The organism is Oscillibacter sp. KLE 1745 (assembly GCF_000469445.2).
Classification (GTDB): Bacteria; Bacillota; Clostridia; order Oscillospirales; family Oscillospiraceae; genus Oscillibacter; species Oscillibacter welbionis.
On the sequence record NZ_KI271724.1, the window covers coordinates 20835 to 33363 of the forward strand.

At 63.9% G+C, this 12529-nt stretch carries 9 protein-coding genes; 5 read left to right on the plus strand and 4 right to left on the minus strand.

The window, feature by feature from the left end; genetic code table 11:
- Positions 1–53: 53 nt before the first annotated feature.
- Positions 54–1076 (minus strand): low specificity L-threonine aldolase, encoded by a 1023-nt coding sequence (locus HMPREF1546_RS09590; protein WP_036631050.1) that lies wholly within the window; start codon positions 1074–1076, stop codon positions 54–56.
- Positions 1077–1261: 185 nt separating this feature from the next.
- Between HMPREF1546_RS09590 and HMPREF1546_RS09595 the strand changes: the two genes are divergently transcribed.
- The 3 genes from HMPREF1546_RS09595 to HMPREF1546_RS09605 all read left to right on the plus strand — a co-directional run bounded on the left by HMPREF1546_RS09595 (position 1262) and on the right by HMPREF1546_RS09605 (position 4363).
- A complete protein-coding gene (locus HMPREF1546_RS09595; protein WP_021750661.1) occupies positions 1262–1768 on the plus strand; it encodes a DUF4358 domain-containing protein in 507 nt (168 codons plus the stop codon).
- Between the two features lie 66 nt (positions 1769–1834).
- Positions 1835–3229 carry an MBOAT family protein gene (locus HMPREF1546_RS09600; protein WP_021750660.1) on the plus strand — a complete coding sequence of 465 codons (1395 nt, stop codon included), beginning with the start codon at positions 1835–1837 and terminating at the stop codon, positions 3227–3229.
- Between the two features lie 15 nt (positions 3230–3244).
- The gene (locus HMPREF1546_RS09605; protein WP_036631048.1) at positions 3245–4363 is read left to right on the plus strand and encodes a DHHW family protein; all 1119 of its coding nucleotides are present in this window, start codon (positions 3245–3247) and stop codon (positions 4361–4363) included.
- A 51-nt stretch (positions 4364–4414) separates the two neighbouring features.
- Here the strand turns inward: HMPREF1546_RS09605 and HMPREF1546_RS09610 are convergent, their stop codons facing one another.
- From HMPREF1546_RS09610 to HMPREF1546_RS09620, 3 genes are read right to left on the minus strand one after another with little or no spacing between them, the layout of a single operon-like run.
- Entirely contained in the window at positions 4415–5179 is a 765-nt protein-coding gene (locus tag HMPREF1546_RS09610) for a hypothetical protein (protein ID WP_021750658.1), read from the minus strand.
- Positions 5143–8769, minus strand: a complete 3627-nt coding sequence (locus HMPREF1546_RS09615; protein ID WP_021750657.1) for a M56 family metallopeptidase — start codon at positions 8767–8769, stop codon at positions 5143–5145. Before HMPREF1546_RS09615 ends, HMPREF1546_RS09610 begins: the two co-directional genes overlap by 37 nt.
- The gene (locus HMPREF1546_RS09620) at positions 8762–9142 is read right to left on the minus strand and encodes a BlaI/MecI/CopY family transcriptional regulator (RefSeq protein WP_021750656.1); all 381 of its coding nucleotides are present in this window, start codon (positions 9140–9142) and stop codon (positions 8762–8764) included. Before HMPREF1546_RS09620 ends, HMPREF1546_RS09615 begins: the two co-directional genes overlap by 8 nt.
- Positions 9143–9337: 195 nt before the next feature.
- Here HMPREF1546_RS09620 and HMPREF1546_RS09625 point away from each other — a divergent pair, with 195 nt between their 5' ends.
- Positions 9338–11827: an ATP-dependent helicase gene (locus HMPREF1546_RS09625; RefSeq protein ID WP_036631046.1), complete on the plus strand. Its 2490-nt coding sequence runs from the start codon at positions 9338–9340 to the stop codon at positions 11825–11827.
- Positions 11827–12495: a nucleotidyltransferase domain-containing protein gene (locus HMPREF1546_RS09630; protein ID WP_021750653.1), complete on the plus strand. Its 669-nt coding sequence runs from the start codon at positions 11827–11829 to the stop codon at positions 12493–12495. The genes HMPREF1546_RS09625 and HMPREF1546_RS09630 overlap by 1 nt, the downstream gene beginning before the upstream one ends.
- Positions 12496–12529 lie beyond the last annotated feature (34 nt).

Consider the following 12529-nt stretch of genomic DNA (forward strand, 5'->3'; position numbering starts at 1 on the left):
AGCGGGAAGCACCACACAAAAAGGGACCGCCTGTTTGGCGGTCCCTTGGATGTTCAGCACCCGGCCAGGTCCCTGAGGAAGTCCTCCACCGCCGTCTCCGGCGTGGCCCAGCTGGTCACCAGACGGATGCAGGTGTGGTTCGCATCCACCGGGTGGTCGGTCTCAAATTCATAGCCCATCTCCTGGAGCTTTGCCACCGTCTCATTGGGCAGTACCGGGAACTGCTGATTGGAGGGGGAGGCCACCGGGAAGGGATATCCCAGGGCCGCGACACCGTCCCGGAGCCGGAAGGCCAGCTCGTTGGCGCGGCGGGCCAGGTCGAAGTAGAGCCCGTCCTCCAGCAGGGCCTGGAACTGGAGTCCCAGCAGCCGGCCCTTGGCCAGCACGGCGCCCCGCTGCTTCATGTGCCAGCGGAAGTGAGGCATGGGACGGGTGAGCACCAGCGCCTCCCCGAAGAGGGCGCCGTTTTTCGTGCCGCCGATGGTGAAGGCGTGGGTGAGGGCGGCCAGCTCCGGCAATGTCAGGTCGTTGTCGGGGGAGGTGAGGGCGGAGCCCAGCCGGGCGCCGTCCAGATAGAGGAACAGGCCGTGAACATCGCAGCACTGCCGCAGGGCGGCCAGCTCCGCCCGGGTGTAGACCGTGCCGATCTCCGTGGTGTCGGAGATGTACACCATTCGGGGCAGCACCATGTGCTCCGTGCCGTTGTGGCCCGCCAGAACGGACTCGACCAGGGCTGGGGTCAGCTTGCCGTCGGGACTCTCCACGGTGCAGACCTTGTGTCCGGTGGCCTCGATGGCGCCGGTCTCATGGGTGCTGACGTGGCCGGTCTGGGCGGCAACCACCGCCTCATAGGACTGCAAAAACGCGTCGATGGTGACGAGGTTCACCTGCGTCCCGCCCACCAGGAAGTGAACCGCCGCATCCGGCGCGGCGCAGAGGCGGCGGATGGTATCCGCCGCGGCTTGGCAGCAGGGATCCATGCCGTAGCCCACGGTCTGCCGGAGGTTGGTGTCCGCCAGGGCCTGGAGGACCTTGGGATGGGCGCCCTCGCTGTAATCGTTTCGGAAACTGTACATTGTGATCTCCCGCCTTTTTCCTTGTGATAGAGCCATGATACCGCCTCCGGCGGAGAATTGCAAGGGCAGGGCGGATGGGATGGTAAAAGAAAAAAAATTGGAAATACTGGCGGTGAGAGGGAACTTTTCAGCGGAGAGGTCCGTCTGTATTCCCCGAGAACATTCAGAAAGGAAATCAATACACCATGAAGAAATTTTTGACCCTGGCGCTGTCGGCGCTGCTGACGATGGGCCTGCTGACCGCCTGCGGCGGCAAGACTACGGACAAGACTGTGGATCTGACGGCCTTTTACAACACCCTGGCGGAGGAGTACGGCTGGGCGGAGGACGCCGCCTCCAGCGGCGAAGAGGACATCATGATGATGAACTTGGAGGGCGACATGCTGGAGGGCTCCTATCCCGGCCTGGCCGATGTGGCCACCAAGCAGCTGATCGCCAAAGCCCCCATGATCAGCGCCGTGGTGAATGAGATCGTGCTGGCGGAGTGCGGGACGGAGGAGGACGCTGCCACCGCCGCCTCCATCCTGCAGGACCGGGTGGACGCCCAGGCAGAGGGCGGCGCCTGGTATCCGGAGTCCATGGAGACCTGGTCCAACGCACAGGTAGTCCAGAATGGAACCTATGTGGCCATGATTGCCACGGCAGACCATCAGGAGGAGATCGCGGAGCAGTTCAATGCGCTCTTTGCGTAAGGAGGCAGCCAGCCGCGGCACCGCCGCGGCTGGCTGTGTGAAACGGAGAAGAGGGGAGGGGCGCCGGTGGTCTTCAGCAGCCTGACATTTTTATTTCTCTACCTGCCGCTGACGCTGCTGGTGTACTTTCTCTCGCCGCTGAGGTGGCGGAACTTCGTGCTGCTGGTGGTGAGCCTGCTCTTCTACGGCTGGGGAGAACCGGTGTACATTGTCATCATGTTCCTCTCCATCATCATCGACTACACCCACGGTCTGCTGGTGGAGAAGTTCCGCAGCGACGACAAAAAGGCCCGGTGGTTCGTGGCCCAGTCGGTGATCTTCAACCTGGCTCTGCTGGGCTTTTTCAAGTACTGGGACTTCATCGCAGCCAATCTGTCCTTGATCCCGGGCATTGATCTGCCCCAGCTGGGCATCCCGCTGCCCATCGGCATCTCTTTCTATACCTTCCAGACCATGAGCTATACCATCGACGTGTACCGGAAGGACGCACCGGTCCAGCGCAACATGGTGGACTTCGGCGCCTTCGTCACCATGTTCCCCCAGTTGATCGCCGGACCCATCGTCCAGTACAAGACGGTGGCAGCGGACCTGCGGCACCGGCTCCACACGTCGGAGAACTTCGCTCTGGGGGCCCGGCGGTTCTGCGTGGGACTTGCCAAGAAGGTGCTGCTGGCCAACTCCATCGGCGCCCTGTGGGAGGACTGCCTCGCCGCTCAGGGGGCCGGGACGCTGACGGTGCTGGGGGGCTGGCTGGGCCTCGCCGCCTATGGCTTCCAGATCTACTTCGATTTCTCCGGCTACTCCGACATGGCCATCGGCCTGGGGCGGATCTTCGGCTTCCGGTTCAACGAGAACTTTGACCACCCCTACTGCGCCGACTCCGTGGGCACCTTCTGGCGGCGGTGGCACATGTCCCTGACCTCCTGGTTCCGGGACTATTTGTATATCCCCCTGGGAGGCAACCGGGGCGGCACCGCCAGGACCATCCGGAACCTCCTGATCGTCTGGTTCTGCACGGGCTTCTGGCACGGGGCCAGCTGGAATTTCATCCTGTGGGGACTGTACTTCGCCGCCTGGCTGATCTTGGAGCGGTACGTCCTTCGGGGCGTACTGGAGAAGACCCCGGCGATCCTCAAGCACCTCTACACCCTCATCGTGGTGTTCGTGGGCTGGGGCCTCTTTGCCATGGTGGACCTGGGCGTGTGCGGGGACTACCTTGCCGCCTGTTTCGGCGGTGCGCCGCTCTGGAGCGGGGCGGACCTGTTCCGGCTGCGGAGCTACGCCGTGACACTGGCGGTACTGGTGCTGGCTTCCACCGCTCTGGGCCAGCGGCTGTGGGCGAAGCTGCCCCGGCAGGCAGAACAGCTGGCCACCCCGGTGCTCATGGGCCTTTCCCTGGTGGTCTGCACGGCCTATCTGGTGGACGGCAGCTACAACCCCTTCCTGTATTTCCGGTTCTGAGAGGAGGCAGAGACCTTGTCCAAACGATACGCAAGATTTCTCACAGCGGTGTTCTGCCTCTTTCTGGGGGGGCTGATGGTGTGGCAGATGCTCCTGCCGGACCGGGAGCGGTCCGACGTGGAGAACCGCACCCTCCAGCAGCGGCCGGCACTGACTCTGTCCAGCGTGCTGGACGGCAGCTATATGGAGGACGTGGAGGCCTACGTCCAGGACCAGTTTCCCCTGCGGGACCAGTGGACGGGCCTGAAGGCCCGGACGGAGCAGCTGATCGGCAAACGGCTGTTCAACAACATCTATCTCTGTGAAGGCGAAACATTGATCTCCAAGGTGGACGCCCCTGCGGACGGCCTGGAGAAGGCGAACCTGAATTACGTCTCCCAGCTGGCGGAGAAGTCGGACATCCCCATGTATCTGGGGCTGATCCCCTCCGCGGCGGAGGTGTGGCGGGACAAACTGCCGGAGGGCGCGGAGTCCTGGGACCAGAACGCTTACCTCTCCCAGGCGGCGGGCCTGGGGCTGCCCATGATCGACTTCTCCGCCGCCCTGACCGCTCACGCCGACGAGCCCATCTTCTACCGCACAGACCACCACTGGACGTCCCTCGGGGCCTTCTATGGGGCCAATGCTCTGCTGGAAGTCCTGGGAAGAGAATCATTAAAGCAGGAAAGCTTTACACCAGAGATTGCCAGTACCAGCTTCAATGGCACGCTGTACTCCAAGTCCGGCATCCACTGGCTGACGCCGGACACCATGGAATTCTGGGTAAAGGAGGACGGCCTCACGGTCACCTCCTGGCGCACCGGCTCTCCGGAACCCAGCATACTGTACGACCGGAGCTATCTGACCGAGAAGGACAAATACGCCTCCTTCCTGGGCGGCAACCAACCCCTGTGCGTCATCTGGAATGAGAACGCCCGAGACGGCGGCAAGCTCCTGCTGATCCGGGATTCCTACTCTGACGCCCTGGCGCCCTTCCTGGCCCAGAGCTTTGCCGAGGTCCACCTGCTGGACCCGCGGTATTACCGGATGCCCCCCGCCCAGTACGCGGCGGAAAACGGCATCGACGCCATCTGCGTCGTGTACAGTATCCCCAACTTCATCACGGACCGGAACCTGGTGTTCCTGGCCCAGTGAGCGCAGAAAAGAGCGGCCGGAGTTTCGGCCGCTCTCTTTTTTGATCCGAATTCACGGGCCGGTGCCGGTGCCGTCGCACCGCCAGCCCTCATCCGTCAGGTAGAGGACCCCCACCTGGAAATTCTCATAGGCGCCCTCCGGGGCCTCGCCGTACCTGCCGTCGTACTCCACGGTGTTGCCGGCCATCTGCCAGCTGCGGGCCGCCTCATTCTCCGGTACAAAGATGCGCCGGTAGGAGAACCAGAACCGCTCGTGCCCCTCCGATTGCTCCGGATAGGAGGTCTCCGGCATATCTGCCCAGCTATCCACATCGGCCACAGTCCGCACATAGGTGCAGGCGAAGATGCTGCCGTCTGTGACCTCCAGGGCGGGCTGCGTATCCGCATCGGCCCAGGCCTGGGCGATCTCCAGATGGCTCTGTCCCCGGTCCGGGATGATGATGCCCTCCCGCAGGGCCTCCCATTCTACTTCGTCATAAATCTGGCGCAAGGCTGCAAAGACCGTGCCGTTGAAGACTGCGTCCGCCGTCACCGGCGGGGCGTAGAACCACTGTGTCACGCCGCTCCGGGTGCAGCGGACCAGGGAGCTGCCCTCCCAGCACTGGAGGGCGGCGCTGCCGTCCTCTGCGGTGAGGGTCAGGGAGGCCAGGCCCGCCGGGGGCGAGCCCGCCTCCGCGGGGTACCAGAGGAAATTCTCCGGCATCCGGGAGATGGCCGCCGCCATATCCAGCGGCAGTATATAGCTTCCGCCACCGGACCCACCAGGGGCGGGGGAGAGGGTCAGGGAGAAGGCACCGGGGGCCAAAATCCCGTCCATCGCCGCCTGAACAGCAGCCTTGGCCGCCCCGAAGCTTCGGGTCCCACATAGCACCCGTCGGCGTCCGGGCAGTCCGGGTTGGGGGTGATACCGTTGCGGAAGAAGAAGCCCTCGATTACCGTCTGGGACTGATTCCGCAGCAGCTCATACTGGGCCATACTGGTGGGGTCCTCCACCAGGAACTGCACGTCCGTGGGGGTGGAGAGCAGATAGATGTAGGCGTCGTCAGAGCCGATCACATAGCTGGAAGCCCCTAAAATCTCCGACCAGTCCGCGTCCCCAAAGGCGGCCTGGAACTGGGCACGGGTGAGGGCCCGGACATTCCAGACCAGACCTGTATCGGGATTTGATATGTGGGCAAGTCGCTCATAGACGTCGAACCCCGGCACAGATTCTCCGAACCAGACAGCGTCCTCAGCGGTGACCACCGCCATATCCGCCCAGCCCTCCGGTACCCACAGGGAGAGGCCGCCGCTCTCATAGACCGTGCCATCTCCCGCCGCTGTCCAGCTGGACAGGGCAGACTGGAGCGCCTGCCACGCGGCCCGACCGCCGTCTGTCAGATCATCGGAGAAGATTTCCATATAATGGGCAATGCTGTCATAGATCTCCTGAGTGCCGGGATCGTCTCCGGCGGCGACACAGGCCGCCATGGCGGCAAGGGCCTGGGACTGCTCCGAGAGGTTCGTCTCCGACAGCGTGTTGAAGAAGTGGACTGGCTGACTGCAGCTGATATCCAGCAGCTCCCGCCCCGTCAGGTCATAGAAGGACAGCAGCCCCATCTCCCGGAGCTGGTAGGCCATGTCTGAGAAAAACAGCTCTGTTCCGGGGACGCAGTCGTTCTCCATGCGGTGATACAGATAGGTGCGGGTTCCGCCCTCGTCCAGTTGGAAGTAGAAGTAGTCACACCCGGGGTAACCGGGGCTGACCCAGCAGTCCTCGGTCATGTACGTTCCGCCGGCCAAAATGACGCTCTCCGGCGTGGTGGTGTGCAGTTCATAGTTCATGCTCCAGATGGCAAAATCCAGGCCGCCCACGGATACATAGGAGGGGCCCTCGATGGACTCAATCCGCCAGTCGTCATATTCCAGCGGGGCGGGGACAAAGTCGCCGCCCTCCACGAACAGCAACCCCTCATGGTCGCCGGTGTACTGCTCCTGCACGTAGTCCCGCAGGACCGCCATTACGTCCTCCGGCGCTTCCGCGCCCTCCATCAAGTGGTCCGCCGTGGCACGGCCGTCCCGGTACACCAGCAGGTTTTCTCCATCAAAGTACAGCCACCGGTCGGCGGTGCCGTCCTGGGGACTGTCGGGAATGGGGACGAATGCCCACAGGGCCAGATTCCGGCGGCTCACGTCCCAACGGTTGAAGCTCAAGTACTCCGCGTCCGGCCAAGCCTGTTTCAAATCCTCGTCGATGTCCGCCTCATAGATCCGCCCATCCCGCTGGAAAAAGATCTGGGCGGTGTTTGCCGAAGAGGCACACAACTCGTCTGCGCCGTTGCCATCCAGGTCGAACTGGGCGGTGTCACCGTAGACCCGGGCCAGGAGGACGGGATTTCCCTCGGTGTCGAAATAGTAATAGTCGTGGAAGGTGGCGCCTGTATGTTCGTCCAGCTCACCGGAGTAACGGATGACCAGCCCATCATGGCCGAACAGATCGGAGAAGGAGTCCATGGAGACGGCGTAGCCGCCGGAATCGCTGTAACTCAGCGTGTTATGCTCCGGGAAGGTGAAGAAGCAGCCCACATCCCATGTGCGCATCCCGTCCCGGCCCGCCGCCTCGTCATAAATCACGGCGGCGTAGAGATTGCCGTCGGTGGAGAGATAGGTGCGGACAGAGAGTTCATCGCCGTCCTCGGTGTGCATGATATAGCCAGTGCCACGCTCGGCGCAGTCATTCCGGTGCCGAATGACCTCCATGGTCTCCGGCTCATAGGGTGTGAGGTCTGTCAGCGGAATGGTCAGCACCGGCTCCCCCTCCGGGTACACGGTAGGGATGGCGGGCCGCTCACTGGGCTGGTTGGAGACAAACCAGTAGGAGCCGTCGGCCTGTTCTTCCAGTGTCACGCACTTCCAGCCGTCAACATGGAACGTGTCGTCGTAGTAGAGCCGGATGGTATCGCCCACCCGCTCCCCGGCAGTGATGTTGACGCCCGAGAAGTAGTTGGTGTCCCCGTGGCTGTGATAGTAGGCATCATACTCCGGGAGGTACTGGAAGTAGTCCATCCCGATCCGCCCCGTCTCCTCCAGCGTGAGGCCGGTGTTCTCCAGCAGCACCTGGTTGATGGCCTCCACGGACATCTTGTCCACAGGGCAGATCAGCTCCCCTGCGGTGTCAAAGCTGCCCACCTGCCGCAGCTCCTCATCGGTCATAGGCGCGTCGATCCCCGTGCCGCAATAGAGCAGCTCAAAGAGGTCGATGTCCTCCGAGTTCTCGTACAGGGAGTTCAAAAATTGGTTGCGGATGCTGTAAGTACCCTCCTGATTGAAGAACTCCTCATTAAAATACGCCAGCTCGTCGCCGGTGAGGGAGCGGACACCGCCGGTTTCCCCATCCGCCTTGGCCCCGGTGAAGGTGACGGCGCAGACGCCCGCTGCCAGCGCCAGAACCAGAAACAAAGCCGCTGCCCGGGTCTGTTGTCCCTGGGCGATGCGGGTGATCCGGTCCTTCAGCTGCCGCTTATCTGCCGTCATGGTGGTGGCGGACAGCAGGGGAGAGCCGGGACCCGTCCGCACCGGAATCAGGGACAGCAGCGTTTTGCCGTAGGGGATGCGTTCGCCCTCTCCCAGGGCCTGGATGGCGGCCTCGTCGCAGGCCAGCTCCCCGTCGGCCTTGGAGACGGCGGCGGCGATCCACACCAGAGGGTCGAACCAGTACACCGCGAGGCACACGCTCCGCAGCAGCGACCACAACGGGTCCAGATGGCGGGCGTGGGCGGTCTCATGGGCCAGCACATGCCGCAGCCGCTCCGGAGAGGCGACAACGGCGGGGGTAAGATAAATGGCGGGCCGGAACAGCCCGAACAGGCAGGGGGAGGGGAGACCCGCCTCCACCAGATAGACGGGATACCTGCAGTTCTCCGCGGCATAGGGCGCCCTCGTCCTCCGGAGCTTTTGCCAGAAGCGCAGGTTGGTCACCAGAAACCACACCGCCATGGCGGCGATGCCGATCAGCCAGAGGACCGTCAGCAGGTCCGCCGCCGTCACCACCCGCTCCCGGATGACCGGGTAAGAAAAAGCTTCCTCCCCGCCGGAGGGCGCGGCCGCCTCCCCGGAGGGGGAGCCGCCTCCCTCTATCTGAGGTGCGGGGGATGTGACCTGGGGCGCTGTCCCCATGGGAGAGGGGGCCAGCGGCACTCTGTAAATTTCCCGCTGTTCCAGCCGTTCCGTCACTGTCCGGCCCACCGGCTCCGCCGCCGACAGGACGGAGAAGTCCGCTCCCGGCAGGCTCACCGGCACCAGCAGCCGCACCAGCACCAGCGCCCACAGGACATACTGGGCCCGGCGGGAAATCCGGTCCCGGAAGGCCCGCCGCAACAGCAGGACCGCCAGGATCAGCACGGAAGATGTCAACAGGATCTCACGCATGTTCCTCGCCTCCCGCTCGTTCCAAAATAGCGGACAGCTCCGCGATGTCCGCCTCCGTCAGCTGGCGGCTCTCCACCATGGCGCTCATCATCAGGCCCAGGCTGCCGCCGTAGACCCGGGAGAGGAAGCTCTCCGTCTCCGCCGCCGCGGCGTCCTCGCGGTCCACCGCGGGGAAGTACCGCTTGGCCCGGCCGCCCTCCTCGTGCCGGACGGCCCCCTTGGCTTCCAGCCGGGCGAGCATGGTGATCACCGTGTTCTTGCTCCAGCCTGTGTCCTCCTTCAGGGAGGCCGTCAACTCCATGATGGTCCGGGGGGACTGCTCCCATAGCCGGTTCATCAGCTTCCACTCGCTGTCGGACAGGTTCACCTGCATAGTCTCACCTCCATGGTATACGAGTGTCTACCTGGTCTTCTGATTGGACCATATCAAATAGGTAGACATTTGTCAACCTCAAATTGGTAACAAAAGCGGCAAACCGGCAACAGCCGTTTCCCGCCTTGACCGGAAGGGGATTTTGCCGTAAAATAGGGGCCGAGACTTTTGAGACGGATGGAGAACGGTGGACTTATGGAAGACTTCAAACAACGCTACATCGCCGCCCGCCGGGCGGTCATCGCCCAGGACTTATCCAGGCTGAACCCCATGCAGCGCCAGGCTGCCATGACCACGGAGGGTCCGCTGCTGCTGCTGGCGGGCGCCGGCAGCGGCAAGACCACGGTGCTGATCCAGCGGGTGTACAACCTGCTCACCTACGGCCGGGGAAGCGATTCGGAAGAGGTGCCGGCCTGGGCCACGGAAGAGGATCTTCAATTTCTGGAGAGCTTCCCCGCCCGGCCCACGGAGGAGGACGTCCGCCGGGCCCGGCGGCTCTGCGCCCTGGACGCGCCCAAGCCCTGGGAGATCATCGCCATCACCTTCACCAACAAGGCGGCAGGGGAGCTGAAGGACCGGCTGGCCGCCCGGCTGGGGCCGGAGGCCAACGACATCTGGGCCTCCACCTTCCACTCCGCCTGTGTGCGCATCCTGCGGCGGGACATCGACCGGCTGGGGTTCGACAAGGACTTCACCATCTACGACACCGACGACTCCAAGCGGGTCATCAAGGACATTCTGAAGGAGCTGAACCTGGAGGAGAAGACCTTCCCGCCCCGGAGCGTCCTGGCCGCCATCAGCCACTCCAAGGACCAGTATGAGACGCCGGAGGACTTTGCCAAGCGGTACGAGGCGGCGGGGGACTGGAAGATGACCCGCATCGCCAAGATCTATGCCGCCTATGCGAAGAAGCTCCGCACCGCCAATGCCCTGGACTTTGACGACATCATCTTTCACACGGTAACGCTGCTGCAGCAGGAGCGGTCGGTGCTGGACTACTACCAGCGCAAGTTCCGCTACGTGCTGGTGGACGAGTACCAGGACACCAACCACTTACAGTATCTGCTGACAAGCCTCCTGGCGGGGGGGTACAAAAACCTCTGTGTGGTGGGCGATGACGACCAGTCTATCTACCGCTTCCGGGGGGCCAACATCGAAAACATCCTGAACTTCGAGGAGCAGTACCCCACCGCCCGGACCATTCGCCTGGAGCAGAACTACCGCTCTACCCAGAACATTCTGGATGCGGCCAACGCCGTCATCCAGAACAACCAGGGCCGCAAGGGCAAGACCCTCTGGACCGACAACGGCGGGGGCGATGTGGTGACGGTCAAGACCACCTTCAACGAGAGCGACGAGGCCAACTACGTGGCCGGGGACATCCTGATGGGGGTGAACCGGGGCAGGAACTTCCGGGACACGGCGGTCCTCTACCGGATGAACGCCCAGTCCAACGCCCTGGAATACGCCATGAAGCGCAACGGCATCCCCTATAAAGTAGTGGGGGGCATGAAGTTCTTCGACCGGGCGGAGGTCAAGGACATGCTGGCCTATCTGTGCGTGCTGAACAACCCCCTGGACGACCTGCGGCTGCGGCGGATCATCAACAACCCGCCCCGGGGCATCGGCGCCACTACATTGGACAAGGTGGGCGCCTTGGCGGAGAGCCAGGGGGCGTCGCTGTATGAGATCATCCGCAACGCGGACCTGTTCCCGGAGCTGAAAGCGTCTTCCGCCAAGCTGCTGAAGTTCGCGGACCTGATCGACGGCCTGCGGCGGGCGGGCACGGAGCTGGCCTTGCCGGAGTTCTATGACGCCGTCTGCGACCAGACCGGCTATGTAAAGGCCCTGGAGGAGAAGAACGACATGGAGAGCCGGGGCCGCATCGAGAACGTTCAGGAGCTGAAATCCAACATCCTGGGCTTCCTGGAGCAGCAGCCGGAGGACGCCACCCTCTCCGGCTTCCTGAACGAGATTGCCCTGTACACAGATCTGGACAGCGTGGAGGCCAGCGACGACTGCGTCACCATGATGACCATTCACTCCGCCAAGGGGCTGGAGTTCCCGGTGGTGTACGTGGTGGGGATGGAGGAGGGGATCTTCCCCGGCGCCTCCGCCCAGTACGACCAGGAGGAGCTGGAGGAGGAGCGGCGGCTCTGCTACGTGGCCATGACCCGGGCCAAGGAGAAGCTGACCCTCACCAACTGCCGGCAGCGGATGCTGTACGGCCGTACCAGCGCCAACCGGGCCTCCCGGTTCCTGGAAGAGATCCCGGAGGAGAACATGCGCTGGGAGAGCAAGCCGGAGCCCCGTTTCGGCGGTATGGAGCACGACGGCACCTTCGGCGGCGACCGGTACGAGGACGGCTGGGGCAGCTCCCCCGCCCGCGCCGGCGGCTCCTGGAGCAGCGGCGGCGTCCACAGCTACCGGGCCCCGGCCCAGGCGCCCCAGCGGCCCCTGGCCTCTGTCCAGCAGGCGTCCTCCACCCGGAAGAACGCCGCCCCGGCGGCGCCTCTGCTGCAATTACAGCAGGGGGACATGGTGGAGCATACCGCCTTCGGGAAGGGCATGGTGCTCTCTGTCCGGCCCATGGGCGGCGACGCCCTGGCGGAAGTGGCCTTTGACACCGTGGGCAAAAAGAAGCTGATGCTGAAATCCGCGGGAGCCCACATGAGGAAACTGTGATGATGGAGATCGAAAACTGGATGAAGCAATACTGCGGGGCCGTCCGGGCCGCCTTTGGGGACCGGGTGCGGTACATCGGCCTCCAGGGCAGCCGGGGCAGGGGAGAAGCCGGACCGGACAGCGACATCGACGTGGTGTGCATTCTGGACAGCTGCTCTCTGCAAGACCTGGAGACCTACCGGGCAGCCGTGAAGGACCTGCCGGACCGGGACAAGCTGTGCGGCTTCGTCTCCGGTACGGCGGAGCTGGCGGCCTGGGACCGGGGGGAGCTGTTCCAGTTCCGCCGGGACACCACCGACTGGTGCGGACACCTTGCGGACCTGCTGCCGCCGGAGGAGCCAGGGGACGCCCGCCGGGCCCTCCATCAGGGGGCCTGCGGACTGTATCACCTGTGCTGCCACAACTTTCTCCACGGCAGAAGCCGGGAGGCGGTGGCGGAGGCCTGCAAGGCCGCCGTGTTCCTGCTGCAGGCCAAGCTGTATGCAGAGCAGGGGCTCTACTGCCGCCGGAGATCAGACCTGGAACAGCACCTGACCGGGCAGGACCTGGAGATTCTGCAAACTGCCCAGGCCCTGAAAGCAGGGGAGTGCCGGGAGGACCTGACAGCCCTCACGGACCGGCTGTTTGCCTGGTGCCGGGACGTGATTGGCCAGCAGAAAGCAATCTGAACAGCAGAGGGCCCGCCGTTTTCGGCGGGCCCTG

Bases quoted from the DNA above. Each gene is read 5' to 3' on its own strand.
- HMPREF1546_RS09615 (WP_021750657.1), bottom strand. From the start codon at position 8,769: ATGCGTGAGATCCTGTTGACATCTTCCGTGCTGATCCTGGCGGTCCTG.
- HMPREF1546_RS09610 (WP_021750658.1), bottom strand. From the start codon at position 5,179: ATGGACGGGATTTTGGCCCCCGGTGCCTTCTCCCTGACCCTCTCCCCC.
- HMPREF1546_RS09630 (WP_021750653.1), top strand. From the start codon at position 11,827: ATGATGGAGATCGAAAACTGGATGAAGCAATACTGCGGGGCCGTCCGG.
- HMPREF1546_RS09590 (WP_036631050.1), bottom strand. From the start codon at position 1,076: ATGTACAGTTTCCGAAACGATTACAGCGAGGGCGCCCATCCCAAGGTC.
- HMPREF1546_RS09625 (WP_036631046.1), top strand. From the start codon at position 9,338: ATGGAAGACTTCAAACAACGCTACATCGCCGCCCGCCGGGCGGTCATC.
- HMPREF1546_RS09595 (WP_021750661.1), top strand. From the start codon at position 1,262: ATGAAGAAATTTTTGACCCTGGCGCTGTCGGCGCTGCTGACGATGGGC.
- HMPREF1546_RS09620 (WP_021750656.1), bottom strand. From the start codon at position 9,142: ATGCAGGTGAACCTGTCCGACAGCGAGTGGAAGCTGATGAACCGGCTA.